The sequence below is a fragment of the Bacillus sp. X1(2014) genome, assembly GCF_007678255.1.
On the sequence record NZ_VEED01000005.1, the window covers coordinates 227,554 to 251,205 of the forward strand.

General features: G+C 41.5%; 17 protein-coding genes. 13 read left to right on the forward strand and 4 right to left on the reverse strand.

Annotated features, from left to right (window positions below; translation table 11 throughout):
* Nucleotides 1–103: 103 nt before the first annotated feature.
* Entirely contained in the window at nucleotides 104–295 is a 192-nt protein-coding gene (locus FS608_RS12680) for a hypothetical protein (protein WP_026564084.1), read from the forward strand.
* A gap of 237 nt (nucleotides 296–532) precedes the next feature.
* Here the strand turns inward: FS608_RS12680 and FS608_RS12685 are convergent, their stop codons facing one another.
* The 4 genes from FS608_RS12685 to FS608_RS12700 all read right to left on the reverse strand — a co-directional run bounded on the left by FS608_RS12685 (nucleotide 533) and on the right by FS608_RS12700 (nucleotide 5,394).
* On the reverse strand, nucleotides 533–1,834 hold the full coding sequence (locus FS608_RS12685) for an NCS2 family permease (RefSeq protein WP_144550490.1): 1,302 nt from the start codon (nucleotides 1,832–1,834) through the stop codon (nucleotides 533–535).
* A 172-nt stretch (nucleotides 1,835–2,006) separates the two neighbouring features.
* Nucleotides 2,007–3,509, reverse strand: a complete 1,503-nt coding sequence (locus FS608_RS12690) for a sensor domain-containing diguanylate cyclase (RefSeq protein WP_144550492.1) — start codon at nucleotides 3,507–3,509, stop codon at nucleotides 2,007–2,009.
* A gap of 170 nt (nucleotides 3,510–3,679) precedes the next feature.
* Nucleotides 3,680–4,894, reverse strand: a complete 1,215-nt coding sequence (locus tag FS608_RS12695; RefSeq protein ID WP_144550494.1) for an aminotransferase — start codon at nucleotides 4,892–4,894, stop codon at nucleotides 3,680–3,682.
* On the reverse strand, nucleotides 4,891–5,394 hold the full coding sequence (locus tag FS608_RS12700) for an Lrp/AsnC family transcriptional regulator (RefSeq protein WP_144550496.1): 504 nt from the start codon (nucleotides 5,392–5,394) through the stop codon (nucleotides 4,891–4,893). The genes FS608_RS12695 and FS608_RS12700 overlap by 4 nt, the downstream gene beginning before the upstream one ends.
* A 345-nt stretch (nucleotides 5,395–5,739) precedes the next feature.
* Here FS608_RS12700 and FS608_RS12705 point away from each other — a divergent pair, with 345 nt between their 5' ends.
* The 12 genes from FS608_RS12705 (at nucleotide 5,740) to FS608_RS12755 (ending at nucleotide 23,449) form a co-directional block, all read left to right on the forward strand.
* Complete coding sequence (locus FS608_RS12705; RefSeq protein WP_260871664.1) at nucleotides 5,740–9,186, forward strand: 5'-nucleotidase C-terminal domain-containing protein; 3,447 nt, start codon at nucleotides 5,740–5,742, stop codon at nucleotides 9,184–9,186.
* Nucleotides 9,187–9,287: 101 nt separating this feature from the next.
* A complete protein-coding gene (locus tag FS608_RS12710) occupies nucleotides 9,288–14,033 on the forward strand; it encodes an endonuclease (RefSeq protein WP_144550499.1) in 4,746 nt (1,581 codons plus the stop codon).
* 197 nt (nucleotides 14,034–14,230) lie between these two features.
* Nucleotides 14,231–14,590, forward strand: a complete 360-nt coding sequence (locus FS608_RS12715; protein WP_144550502.1) for a P-II family nitrogen regulator — start codon at nucleotides 14,231–14,233, stop codon at nucleotides 14,588–14,590.
* A gap of 3 nt (nucleotides 14,591–14,593) precedes the next feature.
* A complete protein-coding gene (locus FS608_RS12720; RefSeq protein WP_186328702.1) occupies nucleotides 14,594–15,901 on the forward strand; it encodes an ammonium transporter in 1,308 nt (435 codons plus the stop codon).
* 306 nt (nucleotides 15,902–16,207) lie between these two features.
* Nucleotides 16,208–16,384 carry a hypothetical protein gene (locus tag FS608_RS30215; protein ID WP_186328703.1) on the forward strand — a complete coding sequence of 59 codons (177 nt, stop codon included), beginning with the start codon at nucleotides 16,208–16,210 and terminating at the stop codon, nucleotides 16,382–16,384.
* Between the two features lie 250 nt (nucleotides 16,385–16,634).
* Complete coding sequence (locus FS608_RS12725) at nucleotides 16,635–17,564, forward strand: phosphate ABC transporter substrate-binding protein (RefSeq protein WP_144550505.1); 930 nt, start codon at nucleotides 16,635–16,637, stop codon at nucleotides 17,562–17,564.
* A 339-nt stretch (nucleotides 17,565–17,903) separates the two neighbouring features.
* Nucleotides 17,904–18,875, forward strand: a complete 972-nt coding sequence (locus FS608_RS12730) for a biotin/lipoyl-containing protein (RefSeq protein ID WP_260871669.1) — start codon at nucleotides 17,904–17,906, stop codon at nucleotides 18,873–18,875.
* Nucleotides 18,875–19,585, forward strand: a complete 711-nt coding sequence (locus tag FS608_RS12735) for an ABC transporter ATP-binding protein (protein WP_144550509.1) — start codon at nucleotides 18,875–18,877, stop codon at nucleotides 19,583–19,585. The genes FS608_RS12730 and FS608_RS12735 overlap by 1 nt, the downstream gene beginning before the upstream one ends.
* A complete protein-coding gene (locus FS608_RS12740) occupies nucleotides 19,563–20,729 on the forward strand; it encodes an ABC transporter permease (RefSeq protein WP_144550511.1) in 1,167 nt (388 codons plus the stop codon). Before FS608_RS12735 ends, FS608_RS12740 begins: the two co-directional genes overlap by 23 nt.
* A gap of 217 nt (nucleotides 20,730–20,946) precedes the next feature.
* A complete protein-coding gene (locus tag FS608_RS12745) occupies nucleotides 20,947–21,465 on the forward strand; it encodes a PepSY-associated TM helix domain-containing protein (RefSeq protein ID WP_144550513.1) in 519 nt (172 codons plus the stop codon).
* Nucleotides 21,466–21,789: 324 nt separating this feature from the next.
* On the forward strand, nucleotides 21,790–22,761 hold the full coding sequence (gene galE, locus FS608_RS12750) for a UDP-glucose 4-epimerase GalE (protein ID WP_144550515.1): 972 nt from the start codon (nucleotides 21,790–21,792) through the stop codon (nucleotides 22,759–22,761).
* Nucleotides 22,762–22,975: 214 nt separating this feature from the next.
* The gene (locus FS608_RS12755) at nucleotides 22,976–23,449 is read left to right on the forward strand and encodes a hypothetical protein (protein WP_144550517.1); all 474 of its coding nucleotides are present in this window, start codon (nucleotides 22,976–22,978) and stop codon (nucleotides 23,447–23,449) included.
* The last annotated feature ends 203 nt before the right edge of the window (nucleotides 23,450–23,652 follow it).

Here is a 23,652-nt window from a genome sequence, read left to right on the forward strand (position 1 = left end):
GGACATGGTCAGAGAAAATAAATAGGGGATCGTTTATATAAATCAAGTTATTTAATGCTATACTTGGGGAACGATTTAGTTCGTGGAAGGGGTTCATCATTTTATGAAGTATTTAAAATCACAAATGCAGCAGCTAATTAAGGATAATAAGGAATTGCATACACGCTTGAAAGAGTTAAAGGTGGAACATGGCCTCGAGAAAAACACGGCCCTAAAAGCTTTATACCATTCGGAAGTGGCAGACGGCGGGAAGTATCAATTAGCCTACCAAGCCCTTGATCAGCCGAAAAAGTAGGGAACATAAAAAAAGTGTCAGGCACCGCTTTGGTGCCTGACACTCTTTTTAAATGATAAGTATAAGTTTTTGAACTTAGATTACTGTCTAGCTTCAGCGCCCTAGCGGCTAGTGTCCTTCGCTCTCCGCCCTACGATAAGTCAACATCGAATCGCCTCCGGCTCTTCGTGTTTCCTTTATCTCGGTTGGAGCGCTCCAGGCCATACGCCGCTGACCAGGGCGCTTGCGCTTTTCTTATTAATGCTGTAAAAAGGCTAGTTGGATAAAGAAGAGGACAGCGAACACATAAAGTAATGGATGAATTTCGCGCCACTTCCCTTTTACCAACTTCAGAAGCGGATAGCTTATGAAACCGAGGGCAATCCCCGTTGCAATGCTTGATGTTAGCGGCATGCTCAGGACTGTCAAAAAAGCAGGGAAGGCTTCATCCAGCTCATTCCAGCGGATTTTTGCGATACTTCCCATCATTAGACTGCCGACAATGATTAATGCTGGTGCGGTAATCGCTGATATCCCGGAAACGGAGCTGACAAGCGGCCCAAAAAAGGCTGACAGGATGAATAATATCGCAACCGTAAGCGAGGTTAAACCCGTCCGGCCTCCGGCTGCTACTCCTGACGATGATTCAATATAGGCCGTTGTTGGGCTCGTTCCAAACATGGCACCGACTGCCGTACCGATTGAATCGGCAAGTAAAGCCTCTCTCGCTCGCGGCAATTTGCCATCTTTCATTAAACCGGCTTGATTGGCAACACCAATCATCGTACCGGTCGTATCAAAAATGGTCACTAAAATGAAAGAAAAGACAACAGCATATAGGCTGTGCTGAATTACATCGGTCAAAGCTGTCACTGGATTAGCGATAATTAGTCCCTCAGGCAGAGTAGGCAGGGACATAAATCCTTGACTGAACTCAAGCTGGCCGGTAAAGAAAGCGATCAGTCCGGTAATGACCATTCCAAAAAATATGGCACCATTGACTCGGAGAGACATCAATACAAGTGTTATCGCCAGACCCGCTAGCGCTAAAAGAGCAGATGCTGAATGAAGGTCGCCAAGACCGACAAGATTAGTAGGATGAGCAGTAATAATTTTGGTAAGGCGAAGACCGATAAAGGCAATAAACAAGCCAATCCCTGCAGTAATTCCGTGTTTAAGGTTTTCCGGGATCGCATCAATTAATTTTTCCCTTAGGGGCGTTAACGATAAGATGACAAAGATAACACCAGCTACAAAAACAGCTGCAAAGGCCGTTTGGTAGGTAATGCCCTGATGACCGCCTACAACAGAATAAGCAAAAAAGGCGTTGAGCCCCATTCCTGGGGCAATGGCGATTGGATAATTAGCAAAAAGTGCCATCCATAATGTTGCTACGACTGCGGCAATAATGGTTGCGGTGAACACCTGCCCGAACGGAACCCCGGCGTCAGCGAGAATGACTGGATTTACAACCACAATATAGACCATCGTAAAAAAGGTGGTAATCCCCGCAAGCAGTTCCGTTTTTGTATTTGTATGATTTTCTTTTAGTTTAAACATAGTTGTTCCTCCAAAATACGAACATTTTAATAAGACCTAAACTATAATATTCGTTTTTAGATAAAAATTCAAGAGGTACCTTCTATTTTGTTCTATTCTTGTAACAGTTATTCTGGTGCCTGACACCGAAAAAAGAACCACCCCGTGCCAAGGGATGGTTCCGTTAATCAGACTATATTATTGACTTTTGCATTGCAGATTCGAGGGAGGTGTTTTTTCTTTTGTGTACAGCCTTTTGCTTGTACATTTCCTGATCGGCCATTTCGAGAATTTCCTCTGGGGTCATGACAGTCCCCGGTTTATAGTGATAAAAACCGTAACTTGCGGAGATAGAATAAGGCTTTTGCTGCGTGATATTAATCTCCTCGAAACCTAGTTTGATAGTCTTCATTATCTCTCGCACATCATTCATTTGCTTTTGAAAAAACACAATGATAAATTCATCACCGCCTAGGCGGAATAAAATATCCACATCCGTGATATGGCGGTTGATTGTTTCGCAGCAATTCTTGATGAGGTCATCACCAATAGAATGGCCGAATCGATCGTTTGTCTTTTTTAAATCGTTAATATCGATATAGGCGACAATAAATTCTTGAGATTCTGGACCAGCGGACAATTGCTGGTTAAGGATCTCCATCCCGCTTCGTCGGTTTAACACCCCCGTAAGCATGTCAATCGAAGCATGTCTAAATAGCTCTTCCTCATTTTTTTTCAAGTCGGTGATGTCCGAAACACCGATCAAGATACAAGATTCATCCAAGTAATCTACCAATTCTAAACTCAGCATCACCCATTTTTTTATTGTAGGTGTGATTTGCTGCTCCATACAATAGTTTTTTATACTTTGCTGCACGATTAGACGCTGAAGGATATCGTGCTTTTCCTCCTGATTTTGAAACAAGAATTTTCCGTCGATGTGAGCAAGGTTGTTACTTTGCAAATGGTAGTATTCAAGCGCATGTTTGTTCATGAGCAAAATCTCATTATTATCTAGCTTTGTAAGAATGAGTGGGTTGGGATTAAGGTTGAAAAGGCGCCTGAAATTTTCCTCATTCTGTCTAAGTTTTAATTTATTCATAAAATCATTTTTTCGAAATGAATAGAAAGATAAGGCAATCATAAAGGAGATGACAGCGGTCCCTGTCGAGTTAATCATCTTTGATAAAAAAGCGAAGTGATCCGGTTCAAAAAAATAAAGCCCTATGATAAAGAAAATATGAATAACCAAAAATAGCATGAGTAAGTGTTTTGGCTGGATCGGTAAAAATACAGCTACCCCTAATACTATAATGATATAGGCGTAGATATTCCCGGTAAATAATTGGCTATTAATAGAAGAAACTGCACCGATCAACAAATAAGTAAGGATATAACTAGTAACGATGACTCCTTTAGGAGCATTTTTATACCTATGATAAATGAATAGAAATAGGAGGGAGACAACAAGTCCTATGATGTGAATGGCAGAAAGATTGAATTTAAAAGTCGGGCTGCTCAGTTTATTAAACAGGAAAAAGTCTACGATGAAAAAACAGGGATAGGTAAAGGTTAACATATAAGAAATGAGTTTAATTCGCTCATATAATTCAACGTAGTTATGATGTATAAACTCTCGGCTAGTAATAGAATTCATCATCTTTCTATTAAAAAGATCGATTGCGAAGGTACTCAATTACTCCACCCCTTTTTTACCATTACCTCGAGTATTTTAACATAATTTGGGATGCCTGTCACAAAAAAATGGGTGTCAGGCACCAGTGAACGACACCGGCAATGAAATATCGAAAGAGCCCATTTCTGGCTGATGAACCTGTCAGAATTGGGCTCTTTTTTGTTTAGAAATTAATGGTTAACTTTTACTTCTTCTGTTTGTTTTTCGCCGTAAATTCCTTTTGATTCAAGAAATTGCTGGATTCTTTTTAGGGCTTCTTGCAGCTGCGGCATCGAAGCTGCGTATGAGCAGCGGATGTAGCCTTCTCCGCTTTCCCCAAACACATTGCCCGGTACAACGGCCACCTTTTCCTGCATTAGCAGTTCTTCGGCAAATTGTTCAGAGCTGAGGCCGGTTGCCTTAATGGAAGGGAAGACATAGAAGGCTCCTCCAGGTGTATGACAGTCCAACCCAATTTTATTCAAGGTTTGCACAACGTAGTTCCTTCTCATCCGGTAGCTTCGTTTCATTGCTTCCACTTCTTGGAAGGTATTCTTAAGTGCTTCGAGCGCGCCGTATTGGAGCATGGTCGGTGCACACATGGTGGTATATTGAAAAATTTTCAACATCACTTCAATAAATTCTTTCGGGGCAGCGAGCATCCCTAAGCGCCAGCCGGTCATCGCAAAGCCTTTTGAGAAACCATTGATTAATATGGTTCGCTCGTACATACCTTCAATCGCCGCGAAACTGGTATAGGTTTCTTCGTAGGTTAACTCTGCGTAAATCTCATCCGAGACGACGATTAAATCATACTTTTCAACAATGGAGGCAATTTCCTTAAGTTCTTCTCGATTTAAAGTGCTGCCAGTTGGATTGTTTGGTGAACAAAACAAAATCGCCTTGGTTTTTTCCGTAATCGCCCCTTCGAGCTGTTCGGGTGTTAATTTAAATCCGTTGGCAGGTGAAGTGGAAATTGCAACAGGTGTCCCGCCGGCAATCGCTACCAATGGAGCGTAAGAAACGAAGGCTGGTTCCACAATCAGCACTTCATCACCTTGGTTTAAAATAGCCCGAAAGGCGAGGTCGATTGCTTGGCTAGCACCAACCGTAACAATAATTTGATTTTTGGGATCATAGTTGACAGCAAATCTTGTACTAAGGTAATTAGCGATTTCCTGTCGTAATTCTAATAATCCTGGATTTGCGGTATAAGCAGTATAACCTTGTTCCATTGATAAAATGGCTGCCTCGCGAATGTTCCAAGGCGTGATAAAGTCTGGTTCGCCCACTCCTAAGGAGATCACGTCTTTCATACTGGCTGCTAAATCGAAAAACTTCCTAATCCCAGATGGCTGTAATTCAATAGCGGTGTTAGATATATAGTGGGAATAATCTTTTTTCATGGTGTAATCACCATTCTCCGGTCTTTATCATCACTACTGCCAAAAACCACCCCATCGTGTTTGTATTTCTTTAACATGAAATGCGTTGTGGTCGAGATGACATTTTCAATCGTTGAGAGTTTTTCCGATACAAACGTCGCGATTTGATTCATCGTTTGCCCTTCAATGGTGATCGACAAATCGTACGCACCACTCATGAGGTAGAGAGAGGTTACTTCTGGAAAACGATAAATTCTCTCTGCAACCTCATCAAATCCTACCCCGCGTTTTGGTGTTACCTTTACATCAATCATTGCAACGATATTTTCTTGCCCTTCAACTTTGCTCCAATCGATGAGCGCGGGATAACTGACGATTACTTTATCTTCTTCTAATTTTTTAATGGTTTTTCTGACTGATTCTTCACTGCTCATCACCATTAAAGCAATTGTTTCCTCAGAGATTTTATGGTTTTCTTCGATGAGCTTTAATATTTCTAATTCTTCATTGGTTAATTTCATAAGGTGCCTCCTGATTTGAATTTCATATTATTGATTTTATAGGAGGATGGCTTTTAACTCAAATGTAAGTGTTGGGATAATTCTCTCTTTTTTGACAAAATGACGATAAATATTTTTTGGTGTGCTTTTAGTTAAATAGAACTAGCAATCTACTATTATTAAGAATTTGTAAAAAAATAACGGAATTGTATATAGATTCATAAAATATGTAGAATTGTGAGGTCAGACGTTATACAATAATGGTAGTAATTATTACCTAATGGAAAGTGAGGGAGAGTCTGGAAGTTTTGCAACTTAGAAGACTGCTCACAATTTTCAAATATTAATATTGGAGGGATTTTATCTGTGACTAATTTAGTAAACAGGTCTAAGAAGTGGATAAGCCTGGCACTTACAGCCATCTTGCTGTTGGCAATGGTGTTACCGACTAGTGTAAGCGCTGCCGCAGAGACGGTATCCTTGGCGAAGTGGGACTTCAGCAGTGCAACGAATAAGTTAGTAGCCACATCGGGTACGGCTGCCAATCTTGATAAAACATTGTCCGTAACAGGTCCAACAATATCCGCAACCTATGTGGGTGGACCGTCTACAGGAATTCAAGTGCCAAACGCTTCCCCATGGACAGCTAATCCTTCTTTCTGGAAGGTAGCGGTTTCAACAAAAGGCTATCAAAATATTACTCTATCATCGAAACAATATGGTTCAAGTACAGGACCACGAGATTTCAAGATTCAATATAGTTTAGATAACTCTACATGGACTGATGTTCCAGGTGCAACTGTAACAGTAGCAACGAACTGGACAAGCGGTGTTTTAACTAATATCGCATTGCCAAGTGAGACAAATAATCAAGATGTTGTTTATGTAAGATGGTTGAAAAACTCAGATACAGCTATAAATGGAAGTCCAATCGCTTCAGGCGGTACAAGCCGAATGGGCTTAATTGAGTTCAATGGTGAAGCTCAAGCATCAACTCCTCAACCAGACCCAGGTGCAGTCCCTGGTCAAGGGAAGATTGTTTTGGGAGATGAGCCGCTAGCTAATATCACTTTCAGTCTTCGCGAAACAGCTACTGGTGTATGGCATGATTTCACATCTGATGAGAATGGAGTATTTACTCACAATCTAGCAGATGGTACCTACAAAATTGAAGGTCTTTGGGTTGCGCCAACTTGGTACCCTCTAGGCCAAACCGTTACGATTAAAGACGGTTTAGTTGATGGCTTACACGAATTAGCATTCGATGCTCTTAATCCAGTTGAGGGTACATGGAATGTATCGGGAACTGTGAAAAATGGTTCACAAGCATTAGCACAGCTTCCATTCAGTGTACATAGTACAGATGGAAAGTGGTATGATGCCAAAACTGATAAAAACGGTAAATTCAACTTTAAATTGCCTGATGGAAGCTACCAAGTCGATGGGATTTGGGATGCGGCGGCTGGAAAATGGTATGAACTTAATCAACTGTTCACAGTAAAGGATGGAAAACTTGAGGGATCCACAGAATTGCTGCTTGATATATCAGGCGTTTTCAATGTGACAGGAACGATTACTAAAGGAACAACAGCATTAAGTGAGACAGTTTTCAGTATCCATACTGCAAGTGGCGAAGAAAAGTGGTTTGATGGCCAAACCGATAAAGACGGTAAATTTGCCTTAAAACTACCTAATGGCGATTACACAATTGATGGAATTTGGGACAGTGTCGCAGGAAAATGGTACGAACTCAAGAAGAACTTCACGGTTGCAGGTACATTACAATTGAACATTGATGTGCTAAAAGATGGTACTGGTGTCATCACACCAAACGTTACCGGCGTATTAACCAAGGGCACGGAAACATTACCAAACGTTGTATTCAGTGTTCACACCACCACTGGTAACGTTACCTGGTACGACATTACTACAGATGCAAATGGAAAATACAGCACAATATTACCTAATGGAAGCTATATGCTAGAAGGTATTTGGTTAGGAACAGAAAACCACTGGTATGATTTACAAAAAGAATTCACAGTCGATGGCACCAAAGAATTCAATATCGACGTATTAGCTGGACAAGCTGACAAGAAATTCACGTTAAACTTAATGCACACAAATGATACACATGCCAACATCGATAACGTGGCGAAAAAAATGACGGCGATTAAGTCGGTTCGTGCAACGAAGCCTGATGCATTATTACTTGATGCAGGTGATGTGTTCTCTGGAACATTGTATTTCAATGAGTATAAAGGTTTAGCAGATTTAGAGTTTATGGAACTAGCAGGCTATGATGCGATGACTTTTGGAAACCATGAGTTCGACTTAGGCACGGAAACACTAGCAAACTTTGTAAAAGAAGCGGACTTCCCATTTGTTAGTGCGAACGTAAATTTTGTAAACGATACAAATCTACAATCCCGTTTCCACAACGATGTAACGACGGCTAATCCTTTGGGCGGTGAAATTTACAACGGTATTATCAAAGTTGTAAATGGTGAGAAAATCGGTATTTTTGGATTAACAACTGCTGAAACCGCGACGATTTCTAGTCCTGGAGCAGGTGTGGCATTTGAAAATTATATCGACGAAGCACAGAAATCAGTTGACGCTTTAAAAGCACAAGGCGTAAACAAAATCATTGCTTTAACACATATTGGTTTTGATGATTCACTTGTATGGGACAATGACCAACAATTAGCTGCGTCTGTTGAAGGAATCGACGTCATTGTTGGAGGTCACTCTCATACGAAACTTGATGCTCCATTCTTTGATACAACAGGTGATGAGCCAACAGCTATCGTTTCTGCCAACGAATACAACAAATACCTTGGGACAGTCGATGTAACATTTGATGCGTCAGGTAAAGTAATCGTTCCTGAAACAACAGGTAAACTGCTTGATATTACTACATTCGCAGATGATGCAGCAGTAGCTAACATCTTGAACACTAAATACAAGCCAGCCATTGATGCAATGAAAGCTACTGTAGTTGGAACGGCAGTTGCTCCATTAGTGGGTGGAAATCCTCCAGCACGTGTTGGAGAAACAAACCTTGGTAATTTCGTAGCAGATGGGATGCTTGCCAAAGCAAAAACAATCAATCCGAATACGGTGATTGCTCTTCAAAATGGCGGCGGAGTTCGTGTCACTCTTCCTGCAGGAAACATTACATTAGCAGATGTATTTAAAGTATTACCGTTCGGAAATGCTTTAGGAATCATGGAATTAAAAGGTGCTGAAATTAAAGAAGCACTTGAATACAGTGTTAAGGATGCACCAGCCGCATTTGGCGGATTCTTACAGGTTTCTGGCTTGAAATTCACTTATGACAGCACGAAACCAGCTGGATCTAAGGTTCAAAGCATTGAAGTTAAAGGTCAAGATGGAAGCTACACAGCGTTAGATTTGACTAAAAACTACTTCGTTGCGACGAACATCTTCACAGCAAAAGGTGGGGACGGATATACCGTGTTTGCAAAAGCTTACGCAGAAGGCCGTGTAAGTGAGCCAGGATTTGTGGATTGGGAAATGTTTAGAGAATACATTGAGGCACAACCAAACAAAACGGTTAATCCGCAAGTGGAAGGTCGTATTATCAACGTAGCTCCACAAGTTATTCCAGCTGCTTCATTCAGCGGTACGGCAGATGCTCCAAAGGTATACTTTGGAAATGTGGTCGTTGATGTAACAGGTGTAGCGAAGCTTGAGAATGCAACCGTTAAAGGCAACCTTACTTTAAAAGGTAACAATGGTGTTGAACTTTCTAACGTAACAGTTGAAGGTGACACAATTTTTGAAGATTAATTAAAAGGCTAGGTTCCTCCAGCAACTAATTTGTTGGAGGAATTTACACCAATTATTTTAGCTCCAAATATTCACCCAACCGAACCTGGAGGTGCAACTATTTGTCTAGAAAAAACAAAAAGAAGTTGAATATTATTCTTATAGCCATCTTGCTGATTAGTATGGTTTTACCAAACTACTATATTAAATCTGCGATTGCTGCTACAAACGCTACGGATCTCTTTATCTCTGAATATATTGAAGGCACCAGTTTTAACAAAGCACTCGAACTCTATAATGGAACAGGCGCTGCTGTTAAATTAAGTGAATATACACTTGAACATTATAGCAATGGTGCATCAACTACGACTTTCACTATGGCTTTATCTAGTGACCCCTCTGCCACTCTTGCCAATGGATCAACATTTGTTATTTCACGAAATGACGCAGACGCGGCTATCGTCGCTAAGGCCAACTTATTAGACGCTGGAAAAACAGTGATTAACTGGAATGGTGACGACGCCGTTGTTTTAAAACATAACGGAACGATTATTGATGTGATTGGAAAAGTGGGCGAACGCCTAAATTGGGGAACCACGGTAAAAACTACGGACCAAACCATCGTCCGTAAAAGTTCCATCACAGCTGGCGACAGCAACCCTAGTGATGCCTTTGACCCAGCAACAGAATGGGACAGCTTAGGCCTCAATGTGTTTACAAACCTTGGTATCCACACCATGGATGGCGGTTCTACTCCGGTAGAAACGAAGGTTGCTAATGCAACAGCCTCACCTGCAGCAGGTGCAGTGGCAGAAGGAACCTTGGTATCTTTAGCAACCGCAACCGCTAATGCAAAAATTTACTACACAACCGATGGCACAACACCAACTGCTTCAAGCACGGAATATACGGCACCGATTAAAATTAGTGCAGACACAACAATCAAGGCAATTGCCGTCAAAGCCGACTTAGAAAACAGTGATGTTTCCACATTCGCTTATACGGTTTTGAAAGCAAGTACAATTGCTGAAGTAAGAGCAGCTGCGTTACAATCGAACGTTCAAACGAGTGGAGTCGTTACCGCTGTGTTAGGAAGAGCGATTTATTTCCAAGATGCAACTGCTGGAATTGTTGCCTTTACACCTTCGGAAAGCACAACCGTTCAACCAGGTGATAAAATCACTGTTTCTGGTAAACTAACGGAATTTTCCACGCTGCTAGAAATTGAAGCTAATCATGAAAATATCATTGTGACAGGGAAAGAAACTGTTCCAGCTGCGGAAGTATTAACAGCTGCACAGTTAGAAGAAAGCAAAGAAGCAAAACTAGTAACGATTAAAAATGTAACTGTAGGAGCCTTCTCTGGCGGAAACTACTCGGTTACAGATAGTGATGGAACTAGTTTTCAAATTCGCCCGCCTGTTTCAACGATGATTTCAACAGGTACAACCTATGAAGCTATTACCGGAGTTCTTAGTGCATTTAACGGTGTTTACCAATTAATTCCGCGGAACGACGGTGATATTTTACTAGATTCTAGTATTGTTCAACCAGTAGTAGCCACTCCAGGCGCTGGCTTGGTAACGGCAGGAACAACTGTAACGTTCACAACGGGTACTGCCGGGGCAGTGATTCACTACACCCTTGACGGCAGTGAGCCAACGACCGCAAGCCCAGTATATTCACAGCCAATAGTTATTTCACAAGCTACAACGGTTAAAGCGGTGGCAGTAAAAGAAGGATTGAAAAATAGTGCGGTTGCTACGTTTGATTATGTGATCCAAAATGGTGCAATTCACATCTATGATATCCAAGGCAAATCACACAACTCGCTATTTGCTGGTAAAACAGTAACGGATGTAGAGGGCGTCGTTACGTATATTGATGGCACAAGCCGCTTCTTCATTCAAGACTTAGTGGGCGACGGCGATAAAAATACATCCGACGGAATCCTTGTCTTCAAATCGGCGCATGGTGTTGCCATCGGTGACCGCGTGAAAGTATCAGGGAAGGTAACTGAATTCTACGGCGAAGGATTTGCTGAGAAAACAACAACAGATTTAACGATAACGGAAATTGAAGCAACAACAATTACGAAAAATGGTACGGCCGCTCTTCCAGCACCAATCAAACTTGGTGTCGACCGGATTGCTCCAACAGAAATCATTGACAATGACCAATTTGCGACTTTTGATCCTGATGAAGACGCAATCGATTTCTGGGAAAGTATTGAAGGAATGTATGCACAAGTTGACGAAGGAAAAGTAATTGCGCTTCAAAAAGATGGATTAGTATGGGTGGTTCCGAAGAACTATCCAACCAACGTGACTCCTGGCGGTTTGCGTATTACAGCAACTGACACCAATCCAGATCGAATCGGGGTTGATGTAAGAAATGGCGCAACGGCCAATAAATCCTACCGTGCAAAAATGGGTGACTTTTTTACGGGCTCGATTAAAGGTGTTGTCAACTACGGTTACAGCAACTATAAATTGATGACCCAAGAATCAAGTCTGCCAACCTTAACAGAAACACCAATCGTACGTCCTGCTACAAAAATTACGCCAACAGCTGACAAATTAACGATTGGTACGTATAACGTTGAGAACTTCTCAACAGCCACTCCAGATGCGAAAGTTACAAAAATTGCCGATGCCATTGTTGCAAAAATGAAAAACCCTGACATTATCGGTTTAAATGAGGTCCAAGATAATAATGGGGAAACAGACAATGGTATCGTTGATGGAACACAAAGTGCGCAAAAAATTATTGATAAGGTCGTGACTCTTGGCGGACCAACTTATGCTTATACTGAAATTACCCCAGTCAATAATCAAGATGGCGGGGCACCAGGCGGAAATATCCGTGTTGCCTTCCTATATAATAAGGATCGTGTTTCGTTAACAGCAGGCGCCCCAAAAGGTACATCAACACAAGCAGTCGGTTTTGAAAATGGCAAGCTTACTTTAAACCCAGGCCGGATTGATCCAACTAATGCTGCGTTTAATGCGAGCCGTAAACCGCTAGCTGCTCAGTTTGATTTCCAAGGCCAAAACGTTATCGTAGTGGCTAATCACTTCAATTCTAAAGGTGGCGATACACCGTTATTCGGCAAAACACAGCCGCCGGTATTAAGCAGTGAAGTTCAACGTCATAAGATTGCAGCGATTGTTAATAACTTTGTTAAAGATGTGAAAGCAAAGGATGCAAACGCGAATGTTGTTTTACTAGGTGACTTCAATGATTTTGAATTTACGAAAACACTCGAAATTGCCAAAGGAAATGAATTAACGAACATGGTTGATAAAGTTCCTGCGGATGAGCGTTACAATTATTCCTACCAAGGAAATGCCCAAGAATTAGACCAAGTCTTAGTGACAAACAATATGGCTGCTAATACTGCTGTCGATATTTTACACATTAACTCTGGCTTCATGGAGGAGCATGGACGTGCAAGTGACCATGATCCAATCATAATTCAGACTCAGTTAAAAGCGGCTGGTGAAGTATTACCACCAGTAACACCGCCAGCATCAACCAAAGTTTACAATTTAAACGGCTTCAAAACGAAGAAGTTAACGGTAAATAATACGGGGGCTGATATTACAGTTAGTGCAGATTCCATTATTACTGATGGTATTGTCATTAAAAGTTCTTACGCTAAACTGAAGGGTGAAGGCTTAAAGAACACAGTGATTACACTTAGCCCAACGGCACCAGGTGCAGTGATTGACTTTGGCGGCTTAGTGGTAAAAGAAATAGTCATTGATAATGCAAATATCAGCCAAATTCGAGGCATTGAGCAGGTTCAAAAGTGGACAGTGAAAGACGGTGTGGATACGTCAGCGATTAAATTCACGAATGTGGACGGAGTGGTTCTTCCTTCACCCATTGCTGCACCGCCTAAGGTGAATCAAGCGCCAGTAGCGACTAAAGCTTTGCCAAACGTTTCGGTCCAAGTTGGCACACCGGTTTCTGTAAATTTAAGTGAGTATTTTACTGACCCAGATGGCGATGCTTTAACGTATACGACCACAGCAGGGACTTTGCAAGGAGCAACATTAACAATCCAAACTCCGTTAGAAGGTACCATTAATGCGACGGTAACTGCGAATGATGGAGCAAGAACAGTTAGTGGATCATTTACTGTTACAGTAACTGCTGTACCTGCAAACACAGTGGAAGCTTATTATCAAGCAGCAGCTGGAAAAACAGGTGCGGATCTAAAGCTTGCCTTACACACGATTATTAAAAAACAAACGAAATTAACGTATGCGCAAGTAACAGAAGCGTTAAAGAAAACGGATGAAGACCCAGCGAACACTAATAACGTGATTTTACTTTACACAGGTCGTTCGCAAGCAAAAACAACATTCGGTTCAGGTGTAAACGACTGGAATCGTGAGCATGTTTGGGCGAAATCCCATGGTGATTTCGGAACAAGCGTGGGACCAGGTACCGATATTCACCATTTACGACCAACGGACGCCTCTGTCAACAGTACACGCGGACATATGGACTTTGATATCGGCGGCAAGTCTCAAGGGGAATGTGCAGATTGTTATTATGACAGTGATTCTTTTGAGCCGCCTAATCGAGTAAAAGGTGATATTGCTAGAATGCTTATGTATATGGATGTTCGTTACGAAGGGGATGGCGGGGAGCTTAATCTTGAATTAGCGGACAAAGTCAATACGTACCCAACACCATTCCATGGTAAGAAATCTGTTCTTCTCCAATGGAGCAAAATGGATCCACCTGATGCCTTTGAAAAACATCGCAATGATGTCATTGAATCGATACAAGGCAACCGCAATCCATTCATCGACCACCCAGAATGGGCAGACTCCATCTGGCCAGTAAGTTAATACAAAAAGAGGAAAAAGCATCTGCAACCGCAGGTGCTTTTTTCTTGTTTTAATGGTGTCAGGCACCATGGTATATTTCGCGATGATTCTAAATTTACAGATTATAAGAAAAATATATTGACTGCAAATCTAATCATGTTATATAGTTTAACAATAAAATGTTAGGTTATATAACATGAAATGAGGAGCCGATTCTCTTGAAAAAAATAGAAGCAATTATTCGACCGGAACGACTCACAGAGACGATTAAGGGTTTGAAAAATATGGGGATTTTAGGTTTTACGGTTTCACAAGTGGTTGGCAGAGGAAAGCAAAAGGATACGCAGGGAGTTTATCGTGGGAAAAATTATCAGGTAACTTTGCATCCTAAAGTGAAACTGGAGATTGTCCTCTCGGATTATTTGGTGGAGTCCACCATCCGGACAATTGTGGATGCGGCCCAAACGGGTGAAGATGGCGACGGTAAAATATATGTTTACCCGATTTTGGAGGCCTATAACATTCGGACAGGGACAATAGATTATGATATCGAGGATTTAGCAAATAAGGAGGGATGACTTGTGGAATTAATGTACATAAATACCGTGTGGGTCGTCCTCGCAGCCGCGATGGTTTTGTTCATGGAAGGCGGTTTTAGTTTACTAGAGGCCGGGTTGGTCCGAACGAAAAATGCCGTTAATGTGACAATGAAAATTTTTGTAGATTTAACGATTGGTGCTTTAGCGTTTTGGCTCATCGGCTTTGGGATCATGTTTGGAAACGATGCGTTTGGATTCGTTGGAACCACTCTATTTGGAAGCCCAGAGAAAATTGCTCTTTCGATTGAATTGCCTAGTGTGGCTTTTGTGCTATTTCAAATGGGATTTGCGGTGGCATCTGTCTCGATCATTTCAGGCGCTGTAGCAGAACGAATGAACTTTAAAGCCTATGTGGTGACGGCGGCACTCATTTGTATTATTATTTACCCTCTATCTGGTCATTGGATATGGAATAGCGATGGCTGGTTAGCCAAATTAGGAATGAAGGACTTTGCTGGATCTGCCGCGATTCATGCCGTCGGTGGTTTCGCTGCTTTTGCAATGGCAAAACTATTGGGTCCGAGAAAAGGAAGATTTAATTCTGATGGAAGCTCCAATGTGTTTGCACCTAGTAACATTCCGTTAGCTTCTGCCGGTGCCTTTATCTTATGGTTCGGGTGGTTTGCGTTTAATGCGGGGAGTACATTGGATGCCTCCAGCTCCGCACTAGCACCGATTGCCATCAACACCATGCTAGCGGGGGCAAGCGGGGGAGCGGCGGCACTATTTATGACGATGAGAATGTTTGGAAAAGCCGACCCAAGTATGACGATAAATGGGGTGTTGGCTGGACTGGTTGCAATCACAGCGGGCTGTGCCTTTGTTTCGGAGTGGAGCGCCGTTATAATAGGCGCAATAAGTGGTACGCTCGTAATTTATACCACCCTTTTTGTGGATTATTTGAAAGTGGATGATCCGGTCGGTGCCGTTGCGGTCCATGGTTTCAGCGGGGTGTTCGGGACAATTGCGGTTGGATTATTTGATAAAACGCAAGGATTATTGACAACGGGTCATGCCTCATTATTAGAAGTGCAGCTTTTAGGCGCTGTTGTCGTGATTGTTTGGGGGTTACTCGGCGGCACTTTTATCGCAAAGGTATGCGAAAAAACAGTCGGTTTCAGAGCAACAGAGCGGGAAGAAGAAGAAGGCCTGGATATGTCCTACCACGGCATTCCGGCTTACAATGAATTAGAGCGGTTTACGGATTTGCCGACTAGTCTATTTAATTTTGAAGAAACCACAGGAATTACGGTTGCTTCTCCGGCCAGCCGTAAAGAAAAGGTAGTTTGAAAGTAACTAGATATAAAGGGATTCTTACTTCATCATACAAAAAGTCGTAAATAGATTAGTTCTAATTTAGAACCTGTCTATTTTCGACTTTTTATTTTGGTTTTTTATCTAATTCCATGCACCCAAACGGTAAAAAAAGAAAGGACGAAATGAACTAGTCAGTTTTAATATTTCGCTAAATTTTTATAATAATTGTAAATAATTGGTTAATGATTGTAAAGAATGAGTGATTCTTCTTCTTTTTCTTGCGAATTTTTATATCATGGGATTGTACCAAATTTTGAAACAATCAAGGAGGAAGAAAAAATGAAGGATTTAAAAAAATGGATGTTAGTGTTAATGGCGTCTTTCATGTTGTTAGGAGCTGCCTCAGGTTGTAGTAATACAAAAACAGATGCGGATACAGAGCAAAATCAAGATAATGGAGATACTGATTCCCAAAACAGCGGATCTGATCAAGATTCAGAAGAATCAGGGCAATAATATAAAAAAGTAACTAATCAGAACTGTTGTCAGTATAAGGACTAGAAAGTGCAAAAATCACCTGCCTAATAAGGTTGGTGATTTTTCTTTTAGGCAGATTGTAAGTCGGGAAGGAACACGAACGATTTTAAATTTACAAAAGTACATAATATCTTTACAAAACTATACAAACCATTAATACTCAGTTAACAAAAAAGGATTAATCTAAAACACGTAAACAACAACATACTTTATAGGGGGATTTAAAGAAATGAAAAAATTGAAAAACTTAAGCCTGCTTACATTGCTAGCTGCGTTAATGGTATTCATGGCTGCTTGTGGAGGCGCGACTTCTACAGAGAAGACAGAAGGAACTGCGAAGAAAGAAACATCAAAGACTGAAGAAACGAAAGAACTTTCCGGCTCATTAACTATTTCTGGCTCTTCTGCGATGCAGCCTCTTGTGGCAGCTGCAGCTGAGGAATTTATGGCTGCTAACCCTAAAGTTGATATACAAGTAAACGCGGGTGGATCTGGTACAGGCTTATCACAAGTTGCTGAAGGATCAGTTCAAATTGGTAACTCTGATGTTTTTGCTGAAGAAAAAGAAGGAATTCCAGCCGATCAGATTGTTGACCATAAAGTTGCTGTAGTAGGGATGACTGCTGCCGTTAACCCTAAAGTTGGGATTAAAGATATTAAAAAAGCGGATTTAATTAAAGTTTTCACTGGAAAAATCACAAACTGGAAGGAACTTGGTGGAGCAGACCAAAAAATCGTTCTTGTAAACCGTCCTGATTCTTCTGGAACTCGTGCAATTTTTAATAAATTTGCCCTTGATGGAGCAACACCTGCTGAAGGAATCACCGAAGATTCTTCAAATACAGTTAAAAAAATTATTAACGAAACTGATGGTGCGATTGGTTACCTTGCTTTCTCGTATTTCACTGATGAAACAGTAACACCTCTTGCGATTGACGGTATTGAACCAACTGCTGAGAATGTACAGTCAGGTAAATTCCCAGTTTGGGCTTACCAACATTCTTATACTAAGGGCGAGGCAACAGATCTTGCAAAAGCATTCCTTGATTATTTGATGTCAGATGAGATCCAAGATACTTTATTACCAGAGCAAGGATACCTTCCTGTAACAAAAATGCAAGTGGAACGTGATGCACAAGGCAATCAGAAAAATCTTTAGGACTAATAGTTAACTAACATGAAAAAGCCTTCATTCCTTTTGTACAGGAATGAAGGCTTATTTGTGATTCTAAAATGTTTTCGATAGCTTCTTCTCGAAAAAATGCTTTATATCAGCAGCAGGAAGTGGTTTACTGAACGAACTAATTGGGTGTCAGGCATCATGTGAAGTTTTCACATGGTGCCTGACACCCTTTTTTTGGGCGCTTGCGCTTTTCTTATTTTCTTAAGGATAACTTAAGGAACGGACAAGATAATAGGCTCATCAAATAAATCATTTTCCTGCTGGCTGAGGGCCTGATTGCAGCGGGGGGTAAAGGAGTAGAGATTGTTGAAGAAAGTGATTTGGATACTTGTGAGTGTTTTGGTTATTGGATTTGTCGGGTTTCAGTATTATAAATCGAAAACGGTGAGTACGGAGGCTTCCGCGCAAATTCGAACAGCTGTGGTTCAACAAGGAAAGCTGGAAGTGAAGATTAGTGGTTCAGGTACAGTTGAACCAGTAACAAGTGAAGATATAAAGTCAACAGATGATAATGATGAAATCGATGAAGTGTTGGTCTCAGCTGGTGACAAAGTTAGTGAGGGGGATGAATTAATTACCTTCACGGATGATAGTGATCCGATTACAGCTCCTGCTGACGGGACAATTACCACGGTTTCTGTTTTAGAAGGAGAACGGGTAACGAATGGTCAGGTGGTCGCCCATCTAACTGACTACAAGGATCTACAAACCGTTGTTGCAGTGGATGAGTTAGATATTACAAAAATTAAAAAGAAGCAAACGGTCAGCTTAACTGTAAGTGCGTATCCTGACACTACTTATACAGGAAAGGTAACAGCGATTGCTGCTGAAGGAACATCTGCGAACGGAACATCGACTTTTGATGTCACCATTCACATTGATAAACCTACAAATTTAAAAGTGGGGATGAGCACGGAAGCTAGTATTTTAACCCAAAGTAAGGAAAATGCTCTATATGTTCCTGTCGATGGAGTTTATACAAGCAATAACGAAAAATATGTGATTGTGACTGCGGCATCGACGGATTCAAGTTCCGATGCATCGGCAGGCACAAGCCAACAAAAGACGGTAAAGACAGGAATTTCTACGGATGAATATGTAGAACTAACAGAAGGCGTAACCGCAGGTGAAACCATTCAATTACCGGAACTTGCCACAAGCAGCTCGTCTAACAGCCAAGGCGGTATGATGAGAGGTAACATGGGCGGCATGGGAGCTATGACTGGCGGAGGCATGCCACCGGGAGGAACTGGACAAGGAGCGCAAAGCGGAAAGGGTGGCAATTAATGAGTACACCGATCATTCAAATAAAAAATATGATGAAAACCTATAGGCTTGGCGGTGAAATGGTCCATGCCCTCAATGATGTATCATTAGAAATCCAAAGGGGTGAATTTTTAGCCATCATTGGTCCGTCTGGGTCAGGGAAATCGACCCTAATGAACATGCTGGGCTGTCTTGATCGGCCTAATAAAGGGACTTATCACCTCGATGGCAGAGATATTGGAAAAATGGATGACAATAGTTTAGCAACGATTCGGAATCGGAAGATCGGGTTTATTTTTCAAAACTTTAACTTATTAGGTAAGCTCTCCGCACTCGAAAATGTGGAATTACCCTTGTTATACGCCGGCGTACCTACACGTGAAAGGCGTGAGCGGGCATTAGACGGATTGGATAAGGTCGGCTTGAAGGATCGCGCCGGCCACCTGCCGACCCAGCTATCGGGGGGACAGCAACAACGGGTGGCGATTGCGAGAGCCTTGGTTGGCCAGCCGTCGATTCTCCTTGCCGATGAACCAACCGGTGCCCTTGATAGTAAAACCAGTAAAGAGATTCTCCTTTTAATGAAGGAATTGAATGAATTAGGTCATACGATTATTTTAATCACACATGATTTGGAAATCGCTAAACAAGCAAAAAGAATGGTTAGTATTCAAGACGGCAAACTCTTCGAGAATGGAGGTGTCCTCCTTGGGAATGTTGCAATCCATTAAAATGGCGCTGCGGAGTATCAGAAGCAATAAACTCCGGGCGGTCTTGACGATGCTAGGGATCATTATCGGAGTATCGTCAGTTATCGTTCTAGTTTCGATTGCCCAGGGATCAGCGAAAAACGTCACGAGTCAAATCAATCAATTGGGAACCAACCTTTTGACGGTAAATACCTATAGTACAGATATTGAACTAACGGAAGATAAAATTAGTGAGTTAAGTGAGATCGATGGCGTGAAAGATGTTGCACCGGTTGTTTCGGGCCGGGTCTATGTGAAAAAAGAGCGGACCTCCTCTCAGATTACCTTAACGGGAACAAATGCGGCCTATTCATCTGTTCGTGATGCGAAGGTCACTCAAGGGCGCTTTATTACCGATTTAGATGTCGAGTACCGCCAAAAGATTGCCGTACTCGGTTCGGAAACAGCTAGTACCTTTTTCGGCACAGAGAATCCGATCGGACAATACATTCAGGTGTCAGGCACCTCGTTCAAAGTGGTCGGATTACTGGCTTCGAAAGGAAGCTCACTCGGGCAGAGCGGGGATAATCTGATTATTGTCCCGTTGAGCACGGGTCAACGTTTAGTTGGCAGTACGACGATTAGCACGGTTTATTTGCAGGGAAAAAGCGAGGATCAGATGGATTTCGTGATGAATGAGGTTAAAATGGCACTCGCCAGTATGTATCCGGGGAAAAGTGATTATTATGGTGTAACCAACCAGCAGGATGTGATGGACACTATGAGTTCGGTATCTGATACCATGACCATGATGCTAGGCGGAATTGCGAGTATTTCCTTACTTGTCGGCGGGATCGGCATCATGAATATCATGCTTGTGTCGGTCTCAGAACGAACGAAAGAAATCGGGATCAGAAAGGCCATTGGTGCCAAACGGCGTGATGTCCTCCTACAGTTTCTAATTGAGGCTGTGGTGCTAAGCTCGATGGGTGGCTTGATTGGAATTCTGTTTGGATTAGGATTAGGAAAAATTGTTTCTTCTCTGATGAGTTTAAGCATCGCCTACTCACCAACCGTAATTCTATCATCGTTCCTATTCTCGCTCGCCGTGGGTGTGGTCTTCGGAGTATTCCCAGCCAATAAAGCATCTAAATTGAATCCAATTCAGGCACTTCGCTATCAGTAGATTTTTTCTTTTGGTCGATACTGGGAAAAATTGATTAGCAAATAAAATTGGTCAATGCGCAAATAAAACTGGTTAATATGCAAATAAAATAGCAAAATCCGCAAATAGAAGCTATTAATTCGCAAATAAACTTGATTTTTTAATCAAAAAAGCGGTACATCGCGGTACTTTATACGAAACTGAACCACCCAAAACTACGAAAATGAGGAGAATGTATATGAAAAAAACAAGAAAAGCACACTTATGGATTGGTTTAATCTGCTCTATCTTTATTTTAATCGAATCAGTAACGGGATTGTTGATGAATGAACCTTGGTTAATTGGCCAGACACAAATGGAAGGAAATAAAGGTAATTTCCAGCCAGGACAGTTTAATCGTGGAGCTATGCAACAAGGAACAACAACAAATTCAGGGCAAACTCAAGCCCAAGCTGGATTAAACGCAAACGGCCAAACAGGACAAACAGGTCAAACAGGACAAACAGATCAAACTGCAGCACAAAATCAATTCCCAGGCCGCCCTGGAGCCGGTGGTGAAGGCGGAACTACCTCAATCACAGGGATCATCAGGGGTCTCCACGAAGGAAAAATCGGTACAACGAATGTAAAATGGCTGGTCGACTTAGTGGCGATCGCGTTAATCTTCTTAACCGGTTCAGGCATCTACCTATCCATGAAAGTCCTCAAAGCTGATAAAAAGAGAAGAAAACGTAATACTGATGGGCAAGTAGCCTAAAAGGTTGGGTGTCAGGCACCATGTGAAATATTCACATGCGCCTGACACCCTTTTTCCATTGATAAGTATTATTTTTTGAACTCAGGTTACTGTCTAGCTCCAGCGCCCTAGCGGCTAGTGTCCTTCGCTCTTCGCCCTACGATAAGTCAAGCACGAATGCGCTAACGCTCTTCGTGTTTCCTTTATCTCGGTTGGAGTGCTCCAGGCCATACGTCGCTGACCAGGGCGCTTGCGCTTTTCTTGATTTGCACAAATTATGTTGTTTTTTCGACAAAATGCTATAATAAAGATAGTAATTGAAATTCTAGCTAAGGGGAAATGAATATGATTCTCGTCGTTGGCGGAGCAGGTTACATTGGTAGCCATCTTGTGAAAGAATTAGTAGAAAAAGAAGAAGTGGTTGTCCTCGATAATTTATCAACCGGTCACCGTGAAGCTGTCGATAGCCGTGCGGTTTTTGTTGAAGGTGATTTAGGTAATGAAGAGGATTTACAAATGATCTTCAAAAGTTACCCAATCAAGGCCGTAATGCACTTTGCAGCCTTTAGCTTGGTCGGGGAGTCTGTTGTCGACCCATTGAAATACTATCAGAATAACGTGGCGGCTACACTTACCTTGTTAAAAGCTATGATTAAATATAATGTCAAAAACTTTATTTTCTCTTCAACAGCCGCTACCTATGGAATTCCTGATGTAGAGTTGATTGATGAAACAACTCCAACTAGACCGATCAATCCATATGGACATTCCAAACTGATGATTGAACAAATCCTGTCAGATTTCTCAAAATCCTATGGACTAAACTATGTAATTCTACGTTACTTCAATGCAGCAGGAGCCCATGAATCAGCAGTAATCGGTGAGAGTCATGACCCAGAGACTCATTTAATCCCAATTGTTCTTCAACAACTGTTAGGGCAGCGGGAAAAGATATCTGTTTTCGGATCTGATTATGATACGGCGGATGGTACATGTATTCGTGATTATATCCATGTCACTGATTTAGCGAGTGCGCATATCCTTGCACTTGAAGCGTTACTGGCCGGGAAGAAGTCAACAGAGATTTATAATCTGGGCAACGGTCTTGGCTATTCGGTTAAGGAAGTTATTGAAACATGTGAAAAAGTAACCGGTAGAGAGGCAAATGTTGAAATGGCGGACCGTCGTGCAGGAGACCCAGCCATGCTTGTTGCTTCCTCTCAAAAGATTCATTCCGAACTTGGCTGGAAGGCGGAAAGGAACTTGGAACGAATCATCGAGGATGCCTGGAAATGGCACCAACAACAGCAGTATTAATTGTTAAATGCAACCTCGAAAACAGGCCTCCTTCTTATACCAGGGGGCCTGTAAATATATACAGCAAAAGTAAATTTTCCAAATAAAAACATATCTGATAATATTGCCATCCCCCCCATTGATGTAAGTCGATTCAACGATTATAATCTAGTAAGATAGTAATAAATAAACTATAGTCTGCACTTTCTTATTATTTTTGGCAGGAGGAAAAATTGTGAAGATATCTAGTAAGTTAATCTTTGTGCTAATGTTATCTTTTGCGTTTGTAGGACTAAGTGGCTGCGCTGAAAAGGATAAAGCTTCAAGTGAAGTTAGTGAAAAGACGGTCGAAACAAAGGAAAATACGAATTCTGACAATACCAAAGCTCCAGTTGAAACACCAAAGAAACAGGAAAACTCAGAATCAACCCAAACAAACTCAGAAAGCAAATCAGCCGCAGATAACAAATCAACTAAAACTACTAACAAAAAAACCAAAACAACCCAAGCTAACCAAGAAAAAGAAGTTCATGACTTTGTTCTAGAAAATACGAAAATGGTACAAGTATTGAATATTAGCAGACGTGTCCATGAAAAACATCCGGACTTAGGTCCATTCTATGTTGTAAGAGGTATTGATGTGAGAGGACAAAAAAGTGAAATTTGGATTAAAGATATGAAAATTTTTGAAATGGTTAATACAAAATAGTCACGAATCGACAAAAGGGAATGACAAGGCCAAATGGCCTAGTTGTTTCCTTTTTTTTGTCTTTTAGACTAACTCTCTTTAAAAAATACTTAAGTATTTATACAAATTTGTCGATAAGTCTTTGTATATCGACACGAGGGTTTGCTGAAATAATTTCTATAGGTTTTATATACTAATACAATAGTATTAGGTTTTATCTTAAT